Below are 19,431 nucleotides of genomic sequence, written 5' to 3'. Positions count from 1 at the left end.
ATGAGTGCAGTAACGATACAGCAGATGGCCGCCCGCGTGGCCGGGCTGATGGAAGAACGGTTGCGTATCCGGGGCAAGGGCCTGCCGGAAAAGCTGCGCAGTGGCGGCAGGCGCCTGCCGCGCAAGGTGCGCCGCTCCGCCGAACGGCTGGCCGAGGCGTCGGAGCTGGCGCAGAACCCCAGGCTCCTGCTGCAGCTCGACCACGAGTCGGTGGCCGGCGCCTATGACATCTGCGTGCGCTATCTTTCGGGGGTGAACCGCTGGGACCGCTGGCGCATGTTCCTGTTGAACTTCGCCGCCTCGACCCTGCTGATCGTGCTCGTGGTCGGCGGGCTCTTCGCCATGGCGATGAAACTGCGCGGCGAGCTTTAGTCTGGGCGGGCGCGGCGGGCTTGGCCTCCGCGCCCTGCCGGTCTCACAGCGTCGGATAGAGCGGGAACTGCCCGCAGAGCGTTTCGACCTTGGCCTTCACCGCGGCTTCCACCTCGGCATTGCCCTCTTCGCCATTCGCCGCCAGCCCGTCGACCACCTCGACGATCAGCCGGCCGATCTCGCGGAACTCGGCCTCGCCGAAGCCGCGCGTCGTGCCCGCCGGGGTGCCCAGACGCACGCCGCTCGTCACCATCGGCTTCTCCGGGTCGAAGGGGATGCCGTTCTTGTTGCAGGTGATATGCGCCCGGCCCAGCGCCTTCTCGGTCGCATTGCCCTTCACGCCCTTGGGGCGCAGGTCCACCAGCATCACATGCGTGTCGGTCCCACCGGTGACGATGTCGAGCCCGCCCTTCATCAGCTCGTCGGCCAGCGCCTGCGCGTTCTTCACGACCTGCGCGGCATAGCTCTTGAACTCGGGACGCAGCGCCTCGCCGAAGGCCACGGCCTTGGCGGCGATCACATGCATCAGCGGCCCGCCCTGGATGCCCGGGAAGATCGCGGAGTTCACCTTCTTGGCGATCTCCTCGTTGTTGGTCAGGATCATCCCGCCGCGCGGCCCGCGCAGGGTCTTGTGCGTCGTGGTGGTCGCGACATCGGCGTAGGGGAAGGGCGAGGGATGCTGGCCACCGGCCACCAGACCCGCGAAATGCGCCATGTCCACCATGAGATAGGCGCCCACCATGTCGGCGATCGCGCGGAACTTGGCGAAGTCGATCTGCCGCGGAATGGCCGAGCCGCCCGCGATGATCAGCTTCGGCTTGTGCTCCTTGGCCAGCGCCTCCACCTGATCGTAGTCGATCAGGTTGTCCTGCTGGCGCACGCCATACTGGATTGCGTTGAACCACTTGCCCGACTGGTTCGGCGCCGCCCCATGCGTCAGGTGCCCGCCCGAGGCCAGCCCCATGCCGAGGATGGTATCGCCCGGCTTGATCAGCGCCTGGAACACGCCCTGGTTCGCCTGGCTGCCCGAGTTCGGCTGCACGTTGGCGAAGTCGCAGCCGAACAGCTGCTTGGCCCGCTCGATCGCCAGCGTCTCGGCCACGTCGACCCAGTCGCAGCCGCCGTAATAGCGCTTGCCCGGATAGCCTTCGGCATATTTGTTGGTCATCACCGACCCCTGCGCCTCCATCACGGCGCGGCTGACGATGTTCTCGCTGGCGATCAGCTCGATCTCGTCGCGCTGACGGCCGAGCTCTCCGGTGATCGAGGCATAGAGCTCGGGGTCACGGGAGGACAGGCTTTCGGTGAAAAAGCCGGCGTCGCGGTGCGGGGCGTTCATGGGCGTCTCCTGATCGGATGCGGGGTTGGGGGTATTTAGAGCATCCCTTGCGCTACAGAAAGGCAAGAAAACGACGCATGACCCGGTTTGCGCGAAATCGGCTTGCGCGACGGCCCCGCACGGCCCACGGCAGGGGTTGAGTTTGCCCGCCCCGCCCGCCAAGACTGGGCCCCAACCTGACGGAGACTGCCTCATGGCGCATCTGCGCATCGCCTTCACCGCCAGTCCCGCGCCCGTCGCGCAGGAGGCTCTGGCGCAGCTGGTGGCGCGCTACGGCCAGTGCCCGCTGCCCGAGGCCGATGTCATCGTGGCGCTCGGCGGCGACGGCTTCATGCTGCAGACCCTGCACGAGACGCAAAGCCTCGACATCCCGGTCTACGGCATGAACCGCGGCACCGTCGGCTTCCTGATGAACGCCTACCAGCCCACCGGCCTTTCCGACCGCGTGGCGCAGGCGGTGGAGGAGGTCATCAACCCGCTGGCGATGACCGCCGTCACCGACAGCGGCGAGGTGCATCACCGGCTCGCCATCAACGAGGTCTCGCTGCTGCGCGCCGGCCCGCAGGCGGCGTGGCTGCAGATCTCGGTCGATGGCCGCGTGCGCCTGCCGGAACTCGTCTGCGACGGCGCGCTGGTCGCCACCCCCGCCGGATCGACGGCCTACAACTATTCCGCCCATGGCCCGATCCTGCCGATCGGCGCCGATGTGCTGGCGCTCACCGCCATGGCCGCCTTCCGCCCCCGGCGCTGGCGCGGCGCGCTCCTGCCCAAGACGGCGCTGGTGCGTTTCGACGTGCTCGATGCTGAAAAACGCCCGGTGATGGCCGATGCCGATGGCCGCTCGGTGCGCGACGTCATCTCGGTCGAGATCCGCTCCGAACCCAAGATCCGCCACCGCATCCTGTTCGATCCCGGCCACGGGCTCGAGGAACGGCTGATCCGCGAGCAATTCGTCTAGCGGAACCGATCCGCCAGCCGCTGCAACGCATTGCGCGTGTCGGGCTCCGCCGCAGGCTCCGGCGCCCCGGCTTCCGGCTTCGTCTCACCCTCCGGCTTCGCCCTGCCCTCCGGCTTCGGCTTCGCCCCGCCCTCCGGCCGCGTCCCGGTCGAGCTGCGCGGCGGCGCCACACGCAGCGCCACCATGTTCAGGAACCGTGCGCCATCGCCCTCGGCCAGATGCGCCGCACCATCGGAGATCCCGCGCAGCAGATCGTCCAGCCAGCCCTGCTCGGCCTTGGCGAAATCGCTCAGCACATAGTTGGCCACCGCATCCTTGTGCCCCGGATGGCCGATCCCCAGCCGCACCCGCCCGTAAGCCTCGCCGATATGCTGATGCATCGAGCGCAGCCCGTTGTGCCCGGCATGGCCGCCGCCCTGCTTCACCTTCAGCTTGCCCGGCGCCAGATCCAGCTCGTCATGGAACACCATCACATCGGCAGGCGTCAGCTTGTAGAAGCGCATCGCCTCGCCGACCGACTGGCCCGAAAGGTTCATGAAGGTCTCGGGCTTCAACAGCATCACCTGCTCGCCCCCCAGCCGCCCCTCGCTCACCAGCCCGCGGAACCGCGCCTTCCACGGCCCGAAGCCGTGATCCGCCGCGATGGCATCCACCGCCATGAAGCCGATGTTGTGCCGGTTGCCCGCATATTTCGCGCCGGGATTGCCGAGGCCGACGAAGAGTTTCATGCCGATGCTCCGTGAAAGGCCCTGTGAAAGGCTCCGTGAAAGCCGCCCGAGCTATCTACGGGCGCCCCTCCTGCCCTGCAAGTCTTGACCTTGCCGGCAGGCGCGCGCCACAGTGCGGCGGCCAGCCTCCGCCAGCCCTTCCCCCTCAGCCCAAGGATGCCGCGATGTATCTCACCATGAACCGCTTCCGCGTGAAACCCGGGCAGGAGACCGCCTTCGAGACGGTCTGGAAAAACCGCGACAGCCAGTTGCCGCAGGTGCCGGGCTTCGTCTCCTTCCACCTGATGCGCGGCCCCTCGAAGGAGGATCACACCCTCTACGCCTCGCACACCCTCTGGGAGTCGGAAGAGGCCTTCACCGCCTGGACCAAATCCGAGGCCTTCCGCACCGCCCATCGCGGCGCGGGCGGCAATGCCGATCTCTACGCCGGCCCGCCGGAGCTGGAGATCTTCGCCTCGGTCCAGCACATCGCCGCCTGAGCTCACAGCTGCGCTGCGATGGCCCCGGTGTCGATGACCGAGCGCACGTCATGGATCAGCCCGTCGCGGTAGGCGTAGAACACGTTCTCGGCAAAGCGCACCCGCCTGCCGTTCACCGCCAGCCCGAACAGCTCCCCAACCGGGGTGCAGTCGAAGGCCAGCCGGCTCGCCACCTGCGGCGGGTCGGCCAGCAGGAGCTCGATCCGGAAGACGAGATCGGGAATGGCGCGGAAATCGCCCTCGAGCATCGCGCGATACCCTGCCAGCCCCAGCGCCCGCCCGTTGTGCCGCACCTCGGGATGCACGAACCGTCCCAGCACGGCCCAGTCCTGCCGGTTCAGGCAGTCGAGGTAGCCGTGGTAAAGGGTGCAAAGGGCGTTCCGGTCCATCCGCCGACCCTATCGCGCGCCCCCGCCCCCGCAAATGAAAAACGCGGGAGCCTTCGCCCCCGCGTTCCCCGAAACGTCCTGTCGAAAAGGCTCAGGCCTCTTCGGCGGTCTCTTCATTGTCCGCCGACCGCAGCCCCGACGGAGCCGAGATGTTGGCGATCACGAAGTTCCGGTCGATGGTCGGAACCACGCCTTCCGGCAGCACGACATCCTGGATGTGGATGACATCGCCGATGTTCTTGCCGGTCAGGTCGACGGTGATGTGATCCGGGATTTCCCCGGCCAGCACGTCGAGCTCGACTTCCGGGCGCACCACGGTGAGCGTGCCGCCACGCTTCAGCCCGGGGGCGTCGGCATGGTTTTCGAAGGTCACGTGGATGAACAGGTTCACCCGGCTCGTGCGGCGCAGGCGCATGAAGTCGACATGCGTCGGCAGGTCCTTCACCACGTCGCGCTGGACGCCGCGGCAGATCACGCGCACGTCTTCCTGCCCTTCAACCTTCAGGTTGAACAGGGTCTGGAGGAAACGGCCTTTCTTCAGCCGGTTCAGCAGCGTGTTGTACTTGATGTTGATGGACAGCGGCTCCGCGCCACCACCATAAACGATACCGGGTACGTAGCCCTCACGACGAGCTTGACGAGCGGCCCCCTTGCCTGTCCCCGTCCGTACCTCGGCGTGAAAATCAGGGATTTCACCAGCCATTGAGGTTCTCCATATGTAAAGCGCCCCATCCTCCAAGGGTGCATGGGCGCGCGAACCGGGCCTATAGGGCAGAATCCCCCCCAAGGGAAGCGCCAAACGCGCGCCCCTCCCGCAATCGCTGCAGGAAATCCGCCACGGGGGCCGGATTCCGCCCCTGCCGCGCCGCTCCCGTCCTTCACCCCGCCCGCAGTCTCGGCTAGACCGGGGCTCAACCGGAGTCTCCAATGTCCCTCCTCGCCCCTGCCCGCATCGCGCGCGCCCCGCTCGCGTCCTTCTCCGCGATGGGCCTCGTCTGGGGCAGCTTCGCCGCCGTCCTGCCCGACACCAAGGCGATGCTCGGCGTGACCGAGGCGCAACTGGGCCTCCTGATGCTCGCCGCCCCGATCGCCGCCGTCAGCGCCATGCTCGCCGCGCCGCACACCGGCACGCTGCTCGGCCGTCTCGCCCTGCCGGCGGCGACGCTCGCCATGGCTGCGGCCTTCCTGCTCCCCGGCCTCTCCCCGACGCTCTGGGTCTTCGCCCTTGCCCTCGCCGCCTGCGGCGCCACCACCGGCACGCTCGATGTCCTCATGAACGCCCGCGTCGCGGTGCTGGAAAACGAGCGCGGCCTGCACCTGATGAACCTCTGCCACGCCGTCTACTCGCTCTCCTATGCCGCAGCCGCGCTCGGCACCGGCCTCGCCCGCGGCGCCGGCTGGACCCCCGGCATGATCCTCGTCGTCACCGGCCTCACCGCCGGCCTCATCGCCCTCGCCGCCTTCGAGCGCGACGGCACCATCCGCGGCCTCACCCGGCAGAACGGCGCCGCCCACAGCGCCCTTGGGCTCGGCCCGCTGATCGGCGGCGCCATCGTGATGATCGCCTTCCTCTCGGAAAACGCCGCCGAATCCTGGTCGGCCCTGCATATCGAGCGCACGCTCGGCGGCTCGCCCACCCAAGGCAGCCTCGGCCCCGCGGTCATCGCCATCACCATGGGGCTTGCCCGGCTCGCCGGCCAGGGCATCATCGCCCACATATGCCCGGCGAAGCTGCTGCGCGGCGGCGCGCTCACCGCCGGTCTCGGCGCCGTGCTCGCCGCCTCGGCCGTCAGCCCGCCGATGGCCTATGCGGGCTTCATCGTCATGGGGCTCGGCGCCTCGGTCATCGCCCCCACGGCCTTCTCGATGGTCGGCCGCAACGCCGCCCCCGAGGCCCGTGCCCGCGCCGTGGCCCGCGCCACGCTCTTCGGCTATTTCGGCTATTTCTTCGGCCCGCCGACCCTCGGCTTCATCGCCGGCGCCTTCGGCCTGCGCGCCGCCTTCGGCTTTGCCGCACTGGCGCTCCTCAGCGTGCTGATCCTCGCCCCGCTCATGGCCCGCCGCGGCTGATCCCGGCGCCTTCCCGACACAAGCGCAGGCCAGCCCCGCGCACGCGGCCAGCCGTCCTGCCCAATTCTTCGCAGAAGAATTGCCCCTCTCCTGACGGGAAAATTCTTCGCAGAAGAATTTCCCCCGCCCTCAGGCCCAGTCGCCCTCGAACCCCCGCGGCACCAGCAGGTTCTCCCGCCGGAGCGCCGTGACACTCTTCTCGCCGCAGAGCGCCATCGAGATGTCCAGCTCCTTGCGGATCACCTCCAGCGCCTGCCGAACCCCCTCCTGCCCCATCGCGCCCAGCCCATAGATGTAGGACCGGCCGATATAGGTGCCCTTCGCCCCCAGCGCGAGCGCCTTCAGCACGTCCTGCCCCGAGCGGATGCCGCTGTCCATATGCACCTCGATCCGGTCGCCCACCGCCGCCACGATCGAGGGCAGCATGCGGATCGCCGAGACCGCCCCGTCGAGCTGCCGCCCGCCATGGTTCGACACCACGATCGCATCGGCGCCGAAATCCGCCGCCAGCCGCGCGTCATCGGCGTCGAGGATCCCCTTCAGGATCAGCTTGCCGCCCCATTGGTCGCGGATGCGGGCGATCTTGCCCCAGTCGAGATGCGGGTCGAACTGTTCCGAGGTCCAGCTCATCAGGCTCGAGGTATCGCCCACCCCCTTGGCATGGCCGACGATATTGCCGAAGGACCGGCGCTTCGTCTTCAGCATCTCCAGCCCCCAGCCCCATTTGGTCGCGAGGTCCAGCATCACCGGCAGCGTCAGCTTCGGCGGCGCCGAGAGCCCGTTCTTCAGATCCTTGTGCCGCTGGCCGAGGATCTGCAGATCCAGCGTCAGCACCAGTGCCGAGCAGTTGGCGGCCTTGGCCCGGGCGATCATCCCGTCGACGAACTCCTCGTCCTTCATCACGTAGAGCTGGAACCAGAAGGGCTTCGTCGTATGCGCCGCCACATCCTCGACCGAACAGATCGACATGGTCGACAGCGTGTAGGGCACGCCGAAGGCCTCCGCCGCCCGCGCCGCCTTGATCTCGCCATCCGCCGCCTGCATGCCCGTCATGCCCACCGGTGCCAGCGCCACCGGCATCGAGACCTTCTGCCCGATCATCTCGCTGGCGGTGGACCGCCCCGACATGTCGACCGCCACCTTCTGCCGCAGGCGCAACGCCGCGAAGTCCGAACAGTTGTCGCGGAAGGTCTGCTCGGTATAGCTGCCGCTCTCGCAGTAATCGAAGAACATCTTCGGCGCCCGGCGGCGGTGCATCCGCTTCAGGTCTTCGATGCAGGTGACGACGGCCATGGGAACCCCTCTGCGCTGGATCGGTCATATTTCCTTACCAATTGCCCCGATGCAGATCAATCCGCTTCTGCGGCTCGCCGGGGCCGCGGTCGGCTTGCGCCGCCCCGCCCCGGGAGGATGCGGCAGCCGCCGTTCTGCGCTATGCTGGCGCTCAGCCACACGTCAGCCTCCCCCGCGAAAGGACAAGCCATGAGCGTTGCAAAGACCCGGATCTGCCTCTGGTATGACACCGAGGCCGAAGCCGCCGCGCACTTCTATGCCAGCGTCTTCCCGCAAAGTTCGGTCGATGCGGTCACCCGCGCGCCGGGCGACTATCCCTCGGGCAAGGCGGGCGACGTGCTGACCGTCGATTTCACCGTCGCGGGCCTGCCCTGCCTGGGCCTCAACGGCGGCACCGCCTTCCGCCAGAGCGAGGCCTTCTCCTTCCAGATCGCCACCGAGGATCAGGCCGAGACCGACCGCTACTGGTCCGCCATCGTCGGCAATGGCGGTCAGGAAAGCGCCTGCGGCTGGTGCAAGGACAGATGGGGCGTCTCGTGGCAGATCACCCCGCGCAGCCTCACCGAGGCGATGTTGGCCGGAGGCGACGAGGCGAAACGCGCCTTCGCCGCGATGATGGAGATGACAAAGATCGACGTCGCAAGGATCGACGCCGCCCGCCGCGGCTGACCTCGTCGCCTCCTCCCGCTCGGAACAGCCTGCCGTCCAGCCACCGCCGCTCGCGACCTCACCGCGCTGCCCGGCCCCGCGCCGCAGCGCGGGAAAACCCTTGCCAGAAAGTTAACGCCTTAGGAAAACCGCCACGCCAACAAGGACATGGCGGGATTTTCACGCGTGAAACTCACGCCTGATGCGCCCCTGCCGCCAGTGCCGCCACCCGGTCCAGCACCTCGGCCACCGGCCGCCCCTCGCCCACCAGCTTGACGATGGCCGAGCCCACGACGCAACCATCCGCGATCCCGGCGATCCCCTTGGCCGCCTCGGGCGTGGTGATCCCGAAACCCACGATCACCGGCAGCGCCGTCGCCGCCTTGATCCGCGCCACCTCCGGCGCCACATCCTCCGGCCGCGCCGCCCCCGCCCCGGTGATCCCGGTGATCGAGACGTAATAGACGAAGCCAGAGGTATTCTGCAGCACCTTCGGCAGCCGCTTGGCATCGGTCGTCGGCGTCGCCAGCCGGATGAAGTTGAGCCCCGCCGCCTGCGCCGGCAGGCAGAGCTCGCTGTCCTCCTCCGGCGGCAGATCGACCACGATCAGCCCGTCGATCCCCGCGGCCTTGGCCTCGGCAAGGAAGGTGTCCACCCCCCGGGCATAGATCGGGTTGTAATAGCCCATCATCACGATCGGCGTCACCTGATCCTCCTCGCGGAAGGCCCGCGCCATCGCCAGCGTCTTCTCCAGCGTCTGCCCGCCCTCCAGCGCCCGCTGCCCGGCGAGCTGGATCGTCTCGCCATCCGCCATCGGATCGGTGAAGGGCATGCCCAGCTCGATGATGTCGACGCCCGCCGCCGGCAGCCCCTTCATCACCGCAAGCGAGGTCTCCAGATCCGGATCGCCCGCCATGATATAGGCCACGAAAGCCTTCTTCCCCTCGGCCGCGAGCCGCGCGAAGCTGTCGTCAATCCGTGTCATGTCCCGTCCCGCCCTTTGCCAGCCTCGCCTGTCGGGGACGGGTGTGCGACAGCGGCGCGGGAAAATCAATGGGGCCGAGGCGCCGCCGGAGGCCGGCAAGCGCCCCGCCCCGCCTTGCCTAACGCCAGCCCCTTGCCTATGAAGCGGCAAACCTTCAACCGGAGTGCGCGTCATGGGCTTTCGTATGGGCATCGTCGGCTTGCCGAACGTGGGCAAATCCACGCTCTTCAACGCTCTGACCCGAACCGCTGCGGCACAGGCCGCCAACTTTCCCTTCTGCACCATCGAGCCGAACGTCGGCGAGGTCGCCGTCCCCGACGCGCGGCTGGAGACGCTGGCGGCCATCGCCGGCTCCAAGCAGATCATCCCGACCCGCATGACCTTCGTCGACATCGCCGGTCTCGTGCGCGGCGCGTCGAAGGGCGAGGGTCTGGGCAACCAGTTCCTCGCCAACATCCGCGAATGCGACGCCATCGCCCACGTGCTGCGCTGCTTCGAGGATGGCGACATCACCCATGTCGAGGGCCGCATCGATCCGGTGGCCGATGCCGAGACCATCGAGACCGAGCTGATGCTCGCCGACATGGAATCGATCGAGCGGCGGCTGGCGAACCTCTCCCGCAAGCTGAAGGGCGGCGACAAGGAGTCGGTCGATCAGGACCGGCTGCTGCGCGCGGCTCTGGCGGCGCTGGAAGCGGGCAAGCCCGCCCGCACCGTCGCTATCTCCGAGGACGACGCCCGCAACTGGCGCCTGCTGCAGCTTCTGACCGCGAAACCCGTGCTCTATGTCTGCAACGTCGAGGAGGCCTGCGCCGCCGAGGGCAACTCGCAATCGGCCCGCGTGGCCGAGATGGCCCGCGCGCAGGGCGCCGCCTCGGTGGTGATCTCGGCCCGGATCGAGGAGGAGATCAGCCAGCTCGCCGATGACGAGGCCGCGATGTTCCTCGAGGAGATGGGGCTCGAGGAGGCCGGGCTCGACCGGCTGATCCGCGCCGGCTACACGCTGCTCGGGCTGCAGACCTATTTCACCGTCGGCCCCAAGGAGGCCCGCGCCTGGACGATCACCAAGGGCATGCTGGCGCCGCAGGCGGCGGGGGTGATCCATGGCGATTTCGAGAAAGGCTTCATCCGCGCCGAGACCATCGCCTATGACGATTACGTCGCGGGCAAGGGCGAATCCGGCGCCAAGGAGGCCGGGAAGTTCCGCGTCGAGGGCAAGACCTACGAGGTCAAGGACGGCGACGTGCTGCATTTCCTGTTCAGCGGCTGATCCTCTGTGGGGGGCAAATTACCCCGTTCTTTCCCCTTGCCCCCTCCCGCCGACCCCGCTAAACCCGTCGGCGGAGATGTGGCCGAGTGGTCGAAGGCACACCCCTGCTAAGGGTGCAGGCCCGGAAGGGTCTCGAGGGTTCGAATCCCTTCGTCTCCGCCATTACCACATGATTACCTGACGTTGAGGCCCGCAGCCGGCCTCCGTTTCCCCTCTTCTGGAACTCTGCCCCCTGCCAGCCGTTGCCTCCCACGAAGGGGGTGGCTATGGCGGATCAGACGGGTGGCGCGCATGTGGTGGTTCTGGGCGCCGGGTTCGGCGGGCTGGAGGTGGCCAAGGCGCTGGGGAAGCGGGGCGTGCGGGTGACGGTGGTCGACCGGCAGAACCATCACCTCTTCCAGCCGCTGCTCTATCAGGTGGCCACGGCGGCGCTGTCGGCGCCCGACATTGCCGAGCCGATCCGCAGCATCCTCAGCCGCTATCCCAGCGTCGGCGTCCAGCTGGGCGAGGTGACGCGGATCGACACCGCCAGCCGCACCCTGCACTTCGCCCATCGGGCCGAGATGTCCTACGACTGGCTGGTGCTCGCCACCGGGGCGGAGACCGGCTATTTCGGGCAGGACGATTGGGGACGGGTCGCGCCCGGGCTGAAGAGCGTCGAAGATGCGCGGCAGATCCGCACCCGTGTGCTGATGAGCTTCGAGCATGCCGAGCGCTGCGAGGATGACGCCGAACGCGAGCGGCTGCTGACCATCGCGGTGATCGGCGGCGGCCCGAGCGGGGTGGAGCTGTCGGGCGCGCTGGCCGAACTGAGCCGCTTCACCCTCGCCCGCGATTTCCGCCGCATCCGCCCCGAGGCGGCGCGGGTGCTGCTGGTCGAGGCCGGGCCGCGGCTGCTTTCGGCCTTCTCCGAGGGCTCGTCTGAATTCGCGCAGCGCAGGCTGGAGCGGCTGGGGGTGACGGTTCTGACCGGGCGTCCGGTGAAGGCGATCGGCGCCGACAGCCTGACCCTGGGCGAGGAGGTGCTGCCGGTGGGGCTGGTGGTCTGGGCCGCCGGGGTCACCGCCTCGCCTCTGGCGCGTCAACTGGGCGAGGTGGACAAGGCCGGGCGCATCGCGGTGACGCCGGAGCTTGCCGTCATCGGGCAGGAGCGGGTGCTGGCGCTCGGCGATGTCGCGGCCTTTCCGGGCGAGGATGGCCGCCCCCTGCCCGGTCTGGCGCAGGTGGCCAAGCAGCAGGGCCAGCATCTGGGCGCGAGCCTCGGCAGACATCTGGAGACCGGGGCGCCGCTCACCGCCTTCCGCTACCGCAGCCGGGGCAACACCTCGATCGTCGGGCGGCATGCGGCCGTCTACGAGGCCAGGGGCTGGGCGCTGCGCGGCTGGCTGGCTTGGGCGCTCTGGGCGGTGGTGCATGTCTATCTGCTGGTGGGCTTTCAGAACCGCATCGCCGTCTCGCTGCAATGGCTCTGGCGCTACCTCTCCTATCACCGGGGCGCGCGGCTGATCTCGATGGCCGAGATCGGGCCGGCGAAGGTGAAGGAGGCCTTGGGCGAGCCAGCGGAGGCCGCAGCGGATCAGCCGACCGGCAGGTAGACGCCCGTATCGAGGAAGCGCTCGATCATCGCCCGGTGCGGGGCGATATCGATGCCATGCTCGGCCAGCCAGTCGGGGTTGTAATATGTCCCGGCATAGCGGTCGCCGCTGTCGCAGATCAGGGAGACGAGCGAGCCCTGCCGCCCCTCCTGCAGCATGTTGGCGGCAATCCAGCAGAGGCCGAAGAAGTTCGTGCCGGTGGAGCCGCCAACCCGGCGGAACAACCGCTCGGACAGCACATGCATGGCGGCGATGGAAGCGGCATCGGGCACGCGGATCATGTGGTCGATGACGCCCGGAATGAAGGAAGGCTCCACCCGCGGCCGCCCGATCCCCTCGATCCGCGAGCCGGGGGCGGTGGTCTCCATGTCGCCGCTCTGCCAGGCGTCATAGAAGGCCGAGCCCTCCACATCCACCACGCAGAGCCGGGTCGCGAGGTTGCGGTAGCGGATATACCGCCCGATGGTGGCGGAGGTGCCGCCCGTTCCCGCGCTCATCACCACCCAGTCGGGCACCGGATGCTCCTCGCCCTGCATCTGGCCGAAGATGCTCTCGGCGATGTTGTTGTTGCCGCGCCAGTCGGTCGCCCGCTCGGCATTGGTGAACTGGTCGAGGTAATGCCCGCCCGCCTCATCGGCCAGACGCTGCGCCACGGTATAGACCTCGTCCGCGCGGTCGACATAGTGGCAGCGCCCGCCGAAGCGCTCGATCGCCTCGATCTTCTGCCGGCTGGTCGTGCGCGGCATCACCGCGAGGAAGGGCAGGTCCAGCAGATGCGCGAAATAGGCCTCCGACACGGCGGTGGAGCCGGAGGAAGCCTCGACCAGCGTGGTGCCTTCGGTGATCCTGCCGTTGCAGATGCCGTAGAGGAACAGCGACCGCGCCAGCCGGTGCTTGAGGCTGCCGGTCGGATGGGTGCTTTCGTCCTTGAGATAGATCTGGATGCCGCGCAGCCCCTTGAAGGCCGGGTTCACCAGATGGGTATCCGCCGAACGTCGGCCGTCGCCCTGCAGCAGCGCGATGGCATGGCGCGCCCAGTCGCGGTTCTCGCAGGCAGGCAGGGGGGCAAGGCTGGGGCAGGAGCAGGTCATGGAATCCTCGGAGACGGGGCAGAAGGGGCGCGTCGCCCATGACCCGGGTTCGACCATGACGGGGCCGAGGTCAAGCCTGCCACCCGATCCGGGCAAGATATCTCGCAGCTTCGCCCTTCCCCACAAGGCTTGGGGCCGCTATATCGGCGCGATGTCACAGAACCCGCCCAGCCTCCGCCCCGATCTGGCCCCGCGCCTGATCCTCGACAGCCCGCGCCGCGAGGGCCAGTCGACCATCGGCATGGTCAGCCTCGGCTGCCCCAAGGCGCTGGTGGACAGCGAGCGCATCCTGACCCGGCTGCGCGCCGAGGGCTATGCGATCAGCCCCGACTATGCCGGGGCAGATGCGGTGATCGTCAACACCTGCGGCTTCCTCGACAGCGCCAAGGCCGAAAGCCTCGACGCCATCGGCGAGGCGCTGCGCGAGAACGGGCGGGTGATCGTGACCGGTTGTCTCGGCGCCGAGCCCGCATACATCACCGGCGCGCATCCGAAGGTGATGGCGGTGACCGGGCCGCATCAGTACGAGCAGGTGCTGGACGCGGTGCATCTGGCGGTGCCGCCCGCGCCCGATCCGTTCATCGACCTGCTGCCCGCCAGCGGCGTGACGCTGACGCCGCGGCATTACAGCTATCTGAAGATTTCCGAGGGCTGCAATCACAAGTGCAAGTTCTGCATCATCCCCGACATGCGCGGCAGGCTGGTCAGCCGCCCGGTGCATGCGGTGCTGCGCGAGGCGGAGAAGCTGGTCGAGGCCGGGGTGCGCGAGCTGCTGGTGATCTCGCAGGACACCTCCGCCTACGGGGTGGACCGCAAGCATGACCTCTCGCCCTGGAAGGGCGGCGAGGTGCGGGCGCATGTCACCGATCTGGCGCGCGAGCTGGGCAAGCTCGGGGCCTGGGTGCGGCTGCATTACGTCTACCCCTATCCGCATGTGCGCGACCTGATCCCGCTGATGGCGGAACGTCTCGTGCTGCCCTATCTCGACATCCCCTTCCAGCACGCCCATCCGGATGTGCTGCGCCGGATGGCACGGCCCGCCGCCGCCACCCGCACGCTGGACGAGATCGCGGCCTGGCGCGCCGCCTGCCCCGACATCACGCTGCGCTCGACCTTCATCGTCGGCTACCCCGGCGAGACCGAGGCCGAGTTCCAGACCCTGCTCGACTGGCTGGACGAGGCGCAGCTCGATCGCGTCGGCTGCTTCCAGTACGAGAACGTCGCCGGCGCGCGGTCGAACCTGCTGCCCGACCACGTTCCCGCCGAGGTGAAGCAGGACCGCTGGGACCGCTTCATGGAGAAGGCGCAAGCGATCTCGGCGGCGAAGCTCGAGGCGAAGGTTGGCCGGGTGATGCCCGTGATCGTCGACAGCGTCGACGAGGAAGGCGCGACCTGCCGCACCATGGCCGACGCGCCGGAAATCGACGGAAACCTCTTCATCGACGAGGGCTTCGAGACGCTGAAGCCCGGCGTTATCGTCAACGTGACGGTGGAAGAGGCCAGCGAATACGATCTCTGGGGCCGGCTGGCATGAATACGGCCGCGCCTTCGGGAGAAGACGCGGCCGGTGCCGAAAATTCTGCGGGCTGACGCGCGGTCAGATCCAGTAGGGGGCGATACCGTAGTAATTGTAGGTCGCCGCACTCCAGTCGCGGTCGTCGCGCCAGTTGTTCGGACGCGCCGGGGCGCCCTCGAGCTGCTGGCGGTCGATGTCGGTCACGAAGCCGCCGAGCGAGGGATCGTAGCTGAGCTTTTTCCACGGAACCGGATGGTGGTCTTCGCCCATCCCGAGAAACCCGCCGAAGCCCATCACCGCATAGGCGATGTTGCCCGACTGCTTGTCGATCATCAGATGGTCGATGTGACCCAAATGCTCGCCCGTGAGGTTGTAGACGGCGGTGCCGTTCACATCGGCGCTCGACACCATGGTGCCAGTCGTGGTTGAGGTCGCGGTATCCATGACGCTCTCCTTCGTTTCTGGTTACACAGAAAAAACGCAAAGGAGCCTTCGAGGTTCCCGGCCTCAGCCCAAGAGCACCGCGAGCCAGCCGACCCCGGCGGCGAGCGCCGTCATCGCCACCACCGCACTGCCGCAATCCTTGATCTTGCCCGCCCGCGGATCCTGTGCCGTCGAGATGTAATCGACCAGCTCCTCCAGCGCCGTATTGGCCAGCTCCGCCGCCAGCACCAGCAGCCCCAGCGCCAGCACCAGCGCCCGTTCGCCCGCCGTCAGATCGAGCCCGAAAGCCAGGACCGCCGAGGCGAGATTGGCCAAGGCCCATTGCCGCAGCGATTTCTCGCTGCGCCAGGCCGCGCGCCAGCCCTGCCACGACCAGCGTGCGGTGTTCCTGAGCCGCAGCACCTCGCCCCGCATCTGCCTCAGCATGGTTCCCCCGTTCGCTGCCGGCTCAGCGCGCGGCGAGATAGGCGCGGACCGCCGAGACGACATGGCGAAACCGGTCTCCGCCAAGATTCACCCCGCCATACCAGCGCGTGACGACAATGAGATGATCCTGCAGCCCCTCGCGCTCCAGCATGCGCAGGATGGCGGCGGCGGCCCCCGCCTCGCCATCGTCATCCTTGAGCGGCGGGCCCTCGCTGGGCAGGAGCGCCCAGCTGTTATGGGTGGCCTTGGCGTATTTCTTCGCCCGCTTCAGATCGGCCAGAAAGGCCTCCACCTCGGCCCGGCCCGTGGCGGGACCGCCGGAGACCGCATATTTCGACCCGCGGTCGCTGACGACATTCTCGATCTGCAGCATGGCACCTCCGGGACGCAGAGTAGCGTCCCGGCGCGGGCGAGGCCAGTGTCAGGCCAGCGCCTCGATCTCGTCCTTGTTGCGACAGAAACCGGGCAGCGCGCCCGCCTTGCGCGAATGGCTAAGCCAGCCGGTGCAGGCCTCGGTCGCGGCGCAATGCTCGCAGCGATCGACCAGCCGGGCAAGCTCGCCGCGGGTGAGCCAGCCGTCGAGCACCGCATCGGGCAGATCGACGCCGACCGCCCGCGCCATGCCCTGCGTATGCGACCAGGCGCCCGGCGCTTCGACATATCCGATCATCGCATCCTCCTCGGCAGATCCTCCGCGAGGGTGCGGCAGGCGCGGCGTCGGGGCCTTGATTCAGATCAAGCCTAAAAACCAAGCTCCGCCGCGCGGCGCTGCACGATCGCTACGCGCTGCGCATTGGGCGGGTGACTGCCAAGGAAGGTCTGGCCCGGATCGGGCAGGCGGCTGAAGAAGGCAGCCCCCCGCACCGGGTCGTAGCCCGCCAGGAGCGTCACCTCGGTGCCCAGCGAATCCGCCTCCAGCTCGAAATCCTTGGAGAAGGTCCGCGCGCCGACGCTGGCGCCCATCTGCTGCACCGAGCGGATGGTCTCCACATCCGCCCCGCCCATCTGCGCCAGAACCCCAGCCAGCATCGCTCCGGTCATCGCCGTCTCCTGCTGGCGCGGGATATGGCCGAGGATATGGTGCGAGGTCTCGTGGCCCAAGACGAAAGCCAGTTCGTCGGCGTTGCGCGCATCGTCGATCAGCGCCAGCGTGAGCGCCACCACCGGGCGCCCGCCCGGATCGAGCGTCTGATAGGCGTTGGCAGGCTCGCCCGGGCGCATGTCGACGACGATCTGGAAGTCGCAGGGCACGTTGCGGGTGCGTTGCAGGCAGACCGCCTCGGCCACCGGCTCCACCCGCGCCACCACGTCCTCGAAGGCCCGCGCGGCATCGGCCGGGGTCACCAGCGGGCCGGGATCGGGGGCGCGCGACATCGGCACCGGACCCTGCGCCGGGCCCATGCCGATCGGCACCCCGGCGCCACAGCCTGCCAGCCCGAGGCAGGCCACGGCACTCCACATCCAACGCATGCGCATCCCTTCGCTGATCCGCCCGCCAGCCTAGCAAAACGCTTGGCGGGGGGAAGCCCATCTCACAGAAAGGTGCGGAGGGGAAGGCCATTGAGTTCGCCCCTCCCCTGCCCTAGCATCGGGCCATGTTCACCATCGAGCACGACTTCGACGCCACCGTGATCACGCTTGTCGACGAAGGCTCGGTGAGCCTCCAGGAAGACGTGACGATCTGCGCCTTCGAGGATTGCGTCACCGTCGAGCAGTTCGACGAGCGCCGCAACGAGACGGTGCGGCTGACCCTGTCGCTGACCCAGCTCCGCGACCTCGCCGCGGCGCTGGACCTGCCGGAGGGCAGCTACCGCCTAGCGCCCAAACCCCGCCCTAAAGCGTGATCCGGTAGCGGGCATAGCCATCCGCCGCCTCGCCCGCAGGCTCGATGGTCAGACCGCGGGCGCGCACGTCCTCCAGATATTTCTCGGCGGCAGGCCCGGTGTCATAGGTCACCGTTGCCCCGCCCGCCGGAGCGAAGCGCCAGTTGCCATCCGCAGCGGGGGCGATGGTCTTCTGCTCGATGATGTAGCGCACGATCACGTCGCGGTTGGTGTCGGGCGCCTCGAAGATCAGCGTCGAGCCATCCGCCCCCGGGAAGCTGCCGCCGCCGCCCGCGCGGTAGTTGTTGGTCGCCACCACGAACTCCTGCGCCGGATCGACCGGCTGGCCGTTCCACTGCAGATCGGTGATGCGGCTGGCGGTCTCGTCCAGCAGCACCCCATCGGGATCGTATTTCGAGGGCTGCGTCACGTCGATCGCATAGGTCACCCCGTCGATCACGTCGAAATTGTAGGAGCGGAACGCGAGGTCGATCAGCGGCTGGTCGGGCTTTCCCGGCTCGATCCGGTTGAAGATCCCGGCGGAGCGTTCCAGCCAGTCCTTCAGCTGTGCCCCGGTGATCCGCACCGCCTGGATGGTGTTGGGATAGAGGTAGAGGTCCGCCACGTTCTTGATCGCCACCGGCCCGGTCTCAACGTCGGTGTAGTAGTCCGGCCCGCCGCGTCCGCCCGCCTTGAAGGGTGCCGCCGCCGACAGAAGCGGCAGCCCCTCATGCGGCGTGCCCTTCAGCTGCTCTGTCAGATACCAGATCTGCGCGAGGCTCACGATCTGCACCGAGGGATCGTCGGCCACCAGCGCGAAATAGGAATGCAGCGGGGCCGAGGTCTGGCCCACCTCGGCGCGCACGTACTCAAGCGTCGCGGCATGCATCTCGGCGGTGGCGGCGATGGCCGGGGCGAAATCGCCGACCAGCGCCGTCACGCTGCGGTCTTCGCCGCGCTCGTAGATCGGCCGGGTGGAGCTTTCGGCCCCGGCGACCGTCCAGCCCTCGCCGTCGCGCGCCAGCATGAGGTCGATCAGCCCCAGATGCGAGCCCCAGAACCCGGCCATCACCACCGGCTTGCCGTTGATCAGCCCGGTCCCGGCATCGAAGCCCTCGCCCTCGAAATCCTTGCCCGGCCAGACCAGATGCTGATGTCCGCTCACCACCGCGTCGATGCCGTCGATCCCGGCCAGCTGGAACGAGGCGTTTTCCATCATCTCGGTCTCCGGCCCCGGCTGGATGCCGGAATGGCTCAGCGCGATGACGATCTGCGCGCCCTCCTCGCGCATCTGCGGCACCCAGGCGCGGGCGGCCTCCAGAATGTCGCGCGTGGCGAACTGCCCCTCAAGATGGCCCCGGTCCCAGTTCATGATCTGCGGCGGCACGAAGCCGATCAGCCCGATCCGGATCGGATGCACCTCGCCCGCGCCGTCGGTCAGGTCGCGGTCGAGGATGATATAGGGCTTCAGATGCAGCGCATCCTCGCGCGGGTTGCCACCGAGCGTCCTGGCGAAATTGGCGCAGACCACCGGATGCTTTGCCCCGGCATTCACCTTGTCGAGGAAGGAGACGCCATAGTTGAACTCGTGGTTGCCCAGCGTGCCCGCGTCATAGCCCAGCGTGTTCATCGCGGCGATTACCGGATGGAGGTCACCCTCCTGCATGCCGCGCTCATAGGCGATGTAATCGCCCAGCGGGTTGCCCTGCAGATAGTCGCCGTTGTCCACAAGCAGCGTGTTGCCCGCCTCGGCCCGCAGCGCCTCTATGATCGAGGCGGTGCGCGCCAGACCCATCGTGTCGCTCGGCGCATCGGCGTAATAGTCCCAGGGCTGGACATGGCAGTGCAGGTCGGTGGTGGCCATGAGCCGCAGATGCGCCTGCCCTGCTTGCGCGCGGGCGGCATAGGGATGCAGCAGGATCAGGCCGCCGGCGGCGGTCGAACCGACGAGGAAGCCACGGCGGGAAAGGCTGACGGGCATGGGATCATCTTTCGCGAGGACAGC

The 19,431-nt window shown here is 68.3% G+C and carries 22 protein-coding genes and 1 tRNA gene; 10 read left to right on the top strand and 13 right to left on the bottom strand.

From position 1 onward, the window contains the following. On the top strand, positions 1-372 hold the full coding sequence (locus AC3A5Z_RS02440; RefSeq protein WP_487517813.1) for a hypothetical protein: 372 nt from the start codon (positions 1-3) through the stop codon (positions 370-372). Positions 373-415: 43 nt separating this feature from the next. On the opposite strand, the gene glyA is transcribed toward AC3A5Z_RS02440, so the two are convergent. After that, a complete protein-coding gene (gene glyA, locus AC3A5Z_RS02435) occupies positions 416-1,711 on the bottom strand; it encodes a serine hydroxymethyltransferase (RefSeq protein WP_487517812.1) in 1,296 nt (431 codons plus the stop codon). Between the two features lie 193 nt (positions 1,712-1,904). Between glyA and AC3A5Z_RS02430 the strand changes: the two genes are divergently transcribed. Next, on the top strand, positions 1,905-2,669 hold the full coding sequence (locus tag AC3A5Z_RS02430; RefSeq protein ID WP_487517811.1) for an NAD kinase: 765 nt from the start codon (positions 1,905-1,907) through the stop codon (positions 2,667-2,669). On the opposite strand, the gene pth is transcribed toward AC3A5Z_RS02430, so the two are convergent. Continuing rightward, positions 2,666-3,397, bottom strand: a complete 732-nt coding sequence (gene pth / locus AC3A5Z_RS02425) for an aminoacyl-tRNA hydrolase (RefSeq protein WP_487517810.1) — start codon at positions 3,395-3,397, stop codon at positions 2,666-2,668. The two genes, AC3A5Z_RS02430 and pth, sit on opposite strands and share 4 nt — an antisense overlap. Positions 3,398-3,561: 164 nt before the next feature. On the opposite strand from pth, the gene hmuQ reads away from it, so the two are divergent. Beyond that, a complete protein-coding gene (gene hmuQ, locus AC3A5Z_RS02420) occupies positions 3,562-3,876 on the top strand; it encodes a heme-degrading protein HmuQ (protein WP_487517809.1) in 315 nt (104 codons plus the stop codon). A gap of 2 nt (positions 3,877-3,878) precedes the next feature. Here the strand turns inward: hmuQ and AC3A5Z_RS02415 are convergent, their stop codons facing one another. Both AC3A5Z_RS02415 and AC3A5Z_RS02410 read right to left on the bottom strand, forming a co-directional pair. Further along, positions 3,879-4,265, bottom strand: a complete 387-nt coding sequence (locus AC3A5Z_RS02415; RefSeq protein WP_487517808.1) for an ester cyclase — start codon at positions 4,263-4,265, stop codon at positions 3,879-3,881. A 91-nt stretch (positions 4,266-4,356) separates the two neighbouring features. After that, on the bottom strand, positions 4,357-4,968 hold the full coding sequence (locus AC3A5Z_RS02410; protein ID WP_107664308.1) for a 50S ribosomal protein L25/general stress protein Ctc: 612 nt from the start codon (positions 4,966-4,968) through the stop codon (positions 4,357-4,359). A gap of 224 nt (positions 4,969-5,192) precedes the next feature. On the opposite strand from AC3A5Z_RS02410, the gene AC3A5Z_RS02405 reads away from it, so the two are divergent. After that, entirely contained in the window at positions 5,193-6,335 is a 1,143-nt protein-coding gene (locus AC3A5Z_RS02405) for an MFS transporter (RefSeq protein ID WP_487517807.1), read from the top strand. A 129-nt stretch (positions 6,336-6,464) separates the two neighbouring features. Here the strand turns inward: AC3A5Z_RS02405 and AC3A5Z_RS02400 are convergent, their stop codons facing one another. Beyond that, a complete protein-coding gene (locus tag AC3A5Z_RS02400) occupies positions 6,465-7,628 on the bottom strand; it encodes an alpha-hydroxy acid oxidase (protein ID WP_487517806.1) in 1,164 nt (387 codons plus the stop codon). Between the two features lie 189 nt (positions 7,629-7,817). On the opposite strand from AC3A5Z_RS02400, the gene AC3A5Z_RS02395 reads away from it, so the two are divergent. Then, on the top strand, positions 7,818-8,297 hold the full coding sequence (locus AC3A5Z_RS02395; protein WP_487517805.1) for a VOC family protein: 480 nt from the start codon (positions 7,818-7,820) through the stop codon (positions 8,295-8,297). A 172-nt stretch (positions 8,298-8,469) separates the two neighbouring features. Here the strand turns inward: AC3A5Z_RS02395 and trpA are convergent, their stop codons facing one another. Next, the gene (gene trpA, locus AC3A5Z_RS02390; RefSeq protein WP_487517804.1) at positions 8,470-9,261 is read right to left on the bottom strand and encodes a tryptophan synthase subunit alpha; all 792 of its coding nucleotides are present in this window, start codon (positions 9,259-9,261) and stop codon (positions 8,470-8,472) included. A 172-nt stretch (positions 9,262-9,433) separates the two neighbouring features. Here trpA and ychF point away from each other — a divergent pair, with 172 nt between their 5' ends. The 3 genes from ychF (at position 9,434) to AC3A5Z_RS02375 (ending at position 12,126) form a co-directional block, all read left to right on the top strand. Beyond that, a complete protein-coding gene (ychF, locus tag AC3A5Z_RS02385) occupies positions 9,434-10,531 on the top strand; it encodes a redox-regulated ATPase YchF (protein WP_487517803.1) in 1,098 nt (365 codons plus the stop codon). 72 nt (positions 10,532-10,603) lie between these two features. Next, a tRNA-Ser gene (locus AC3A5Z_RS02380) sits at positions 10,604-10,693 on the top strand. A 104-nt stretch (positions 10,694-10,797) separates the two neighbouring features. Continuing rightward, a complete protein-coding gene (locus AC3A5Z_RS02375; protein ID WP_487517802.1) occupies positions 10,798-12,126 on the top strand; it encodes an NAD(P)/FAD-dependent oxidoreductase in 1,329 nt (442 codons plus the stop codon). On the opposite strand, the gene AC3A5Z_RS02370 is transcribed toward AC3A5Z_RS02375, so the two are convergent. Next, entirely contained in the window at positions 12,108-13,217 is a 1,110-nt protein-coding gene (locus AC3A5Z_RS02370) for a PLP-dependent cysteine synthase family protein (protein WP_487517801.1), read from the bottom strand. The genes AC3A5Z_RS02375 and AC3A5Z_RS02370 overlap by 19 nt on opposite strands. A 151-nt stretch (positions 13,218-13,368) precedes the next feature. On the opposite strand from AC3A5Z_RS02370, the gene rimO reads away from it, so the two are divergent. Next, positions 13,369-14,751 carry a 30S ribosomal protein S12 methylthiotransferase RimO gene (gene rimO, locus AC3A5Z_RS02365; RefSeq protein WP_487518613.1) on the top strand — a complete coding sequence of 461 codons (1,383 nt, stop codon included), beginning with the start codon at positions 13,369-13,371 and terminating at the stop codon, positions 14,749-14,751. Positions 14,752-14,814: 63 nt separating this feature from the next. On the opposite strand, the gene AC3A5Z_RS02360 is transcribed toward rimO, so the two are convergent. From AC3A5Z_RS02360 to AC3A5Z_RS02340, 5 genes are all read right to left on the bottom strand, one after another. After that, positions 14,815-15,177, bottom strand: coding sequence for a PRC-barrel domain-containing protein (locus tag AC3A5Z_RS02360; RefSeq protein WP_487517800.1), 363 nt, complete (start codon positions 15,175-15,177; stop codon positions 14,815-14,817). Between the two features lie 63 nt (positions 15,178-15,240). Further along, complete coding sequence (locus AC3A5Z_RS02355; protein ID WP_487517799.1) at positions 15,241-15,603, bottom strand: diacylglycerol kinase; 363 nt, start codon at positions 15,601-15,603, stop codon at positions 15,241-15,243. 22 nt (positions 15,604-15,625) lie between these two features. Continuing rightward, on the bottom strand, positions 15,626-15,976 hold the full coding sequence (locus tag AC3A5Z_RS02350; protein ID WP_487517798.1) for a YigZ family protein: 351 nt from the start codon (positions 15,974-15,976) through the stop codon (positions 15,626-15,628). Positions 15,977-16,024: 48 nt separating this feature from the next. Then, positions 16,025-16,273, bottom strand: coding sequence for a DUF6455 family protein (locus AC3A5Z_RS02345; RefSeq protein WP_487517797.1), 249 nt, complete (start codon positions 16,271-16,273; stop codon positions 16,025-16,027). Positions 16,274-16,344: 71 nt separating this feature from the next. Continuing rightward, positions 16,345-17,073 (bottom strand): M48 family metalloprotease, encoded by a 729-nt coding sequence (locus AC3A5Z_RS02340; protein ID WP_487517796.1) that lies wholly within the window; start codon positions 17,071-17,073, stop codon positions 16,345-16,347. Between the two features lie 125 nt (positions 17,074-17,198). Here AC3A5Z_RS02340 and AC3A5Z_RS02335 point away from each other — a divergent pair, with 125 nt between their 5' ends. Continuing rightward, positions 17,199-17,447, top strand: coding sequence for a hypothetical protein (locus tag AC3A5Z_RS02335; RefSeq protein ID WP_487517795.1), 249 nt, complete (start codon positions 17,199-17,201; stop codon positions 17,445-17,447). Here the strand turns inward: AC3A5Z_RS02335 and AC3A5Z_RS02330 are convergent. Then, entirely contained in the window at positions 17,437-19,407 is a 1,971-nt protein-coding gene (locus tag AC3A5Z_RS02330) for a bifunctional 2',3'-cyclic-nucleotide 2'-phosphodiesterase/3'-nucleotidase (RefSeq protein ID WP_487517794.1), read from the bottom strand. The two genes, AC3A5Z_RS02335 and AC3A5Z_RS02330, sit on opposite strands and share 11 nt — an antisense overlap. Positions 19,408-19,431: the final 24 nt, after the last annotated feature.

It is taken from the genome of Cereibacter sp. Soil_C_27, assembly GCF_057657095.1.
Note: the sequence above shows the minus strand (reverse complement) of the source record. Positions and strands in the feature narration are given on the sequence as shown.

Coding starts and splice junctions, on each gene's coding strand:
- AC3A5Z_RS02440 (WP_487517813.1), top strand. CDS start 1: ATGAGTGCAGTAACGATACAGCAGATGGCCGCCCGCGTGGCCGGGCTG.
- glyA (WP_487517812.1), bottom strand. CDS start 1,711: ATGAACGCCCCGCACCGCGACGCCGGCTTTTTCACCGAAAGCCTGTCC.
- AC3A5Z_RS02430 (WP_487517811.1), top strand. CDS start 1,905: ATGGCGCATCTGCGCATCGCCTTCACCGCCAGTCCCGCGCCCGTCGCG.
- pth (WP_487517810.1), bottom strand. CDS start 3,397: ATGAAACTCTTCGTCGGCCTCGGCAATCCCGGCGCGAAATATGCGGGC.
- hmuQ (WP_487517809.1), top strand. CDS start 3,562: ATGTATCTCACCATGAACCGCTTCCGCGTGAAACCCGGGCAGGAGACC.
- AC3A5Z_RS02415 (WP_487517808.1), bottom strand. CDS start 4,265: ATGGACCGGAACGCCCTTTGCACCCTTTACCACGGCTACCTCGACTGC.
- AC3A5Z_RS02410 (WP_107664308.1), bottom strand. CDS start 4,968: ATGGCTGGTGAAATCCCTGATTTTCACGCCGAGGTACGGACGGGGACA.
- AC3A5Z_RS02405 (WP_487517807.1), top strand. CDS start 5,193: ATGTCCCTCCTCGCCCCTGCCCGCATCGCGCGCGCCCCGCTCGCGTCC.
- AC3A5Z_RS02400 (WP_487517806.1), bottom strand. CDS start 7,628: ATGGCCGTCGTCACCTGCATCGAAGACCTGAAGCGGATGCACCGCCGC.
- AC3A5Z_RS02395 (WP_487517805.1), top strand. CDS start 7,818: ATGAGCGTTGCAAAGACCCGGATCTGCCTCTGGTATGACACCGAGGCC.
- trpA (WP_487517804.1), bottom strand. CDS start 9,261: ATGACACGGATTGACGACAGCTTCGCGCGGCTCGCGGCCGAGGGGAAG.
- ychF (WP_487517803.1), top strand. CDS start 9,434: ATGGGCTTTCGTATGGGCATCGTCGGCTTGCCGAACGTGGGCAAATCC.
- AC3A5Z_RS02375 (WP_487517802.1), top strand. CDS start 10,798: ATGGCGGATCAGACGGGTGGCGCGCATGTGGTGGTTCTGGGCGCCGGG.
- AC3A5Z_RS02370 (WP_487517801.1), bottom strand. CDS start 13,217: ATGACCTGCTCCTGCCCCAGCCTTGCCCCCCTGCCTGCCTGCGAGAAC.
- rimO (WP_487518613.1), top strand. CDS start 13,369: ATGTCACAGAACCCGCCCAGCCTCCGCCCCGATCTGGCCCCGCGCCTG.
- AC3A5Z_RS02360 (WP_487517800.1), bottom strand. CDS start 15,177: ATGGATACCGCGACCTCAACCACGACTGGCACCATGGTGTCGAGCGCC.
- AC3A5Z_RS02355 (WP_487517799.1), bottom strand. CDS start 15,603: ATGCTGAGGCAGATGCGGGGCGAGGTGCTGCGGCTCAGGAACACCGCA.
- AC3A5Z_RS02350 (WP_487517798.1), bottom strand. CDS start 15,976: ATGCTGCAGATCGAGAATGTCGTCAGCGACCGCGGGTCGAAATATGCG.
- AC3A5Z_RS02345 (WP_487517797.1), bottom strand. CDS start 16,273: ATGATCGGATATGTCGAAGCGCCGGGCGCCTGGTCGCATACGCAGGGC.
- AC3A5Z_RS02340 (WP_487517796.1), bottom strand. CDS start 17,073: ATGCGTTGGATGTGGAGTGCCGTGGCCTGCCTCGGGCTGGCAGGCTGT.
- AC3A5Z_RS02335 (WP_487517795.1), top strand. CDS start 17,199: ATGTTCACCATCGAGCACGACTTCGACGCCACCGTGATCACGCTTGTC.
- AC3A5Z_RS02330 (WP_487517794.1), bottom strand. CDS start 19,407: ATGCCCGTCAGCCTTTCCCGCCGTGGCTTCCTCGTCGGTTCGACCGCC.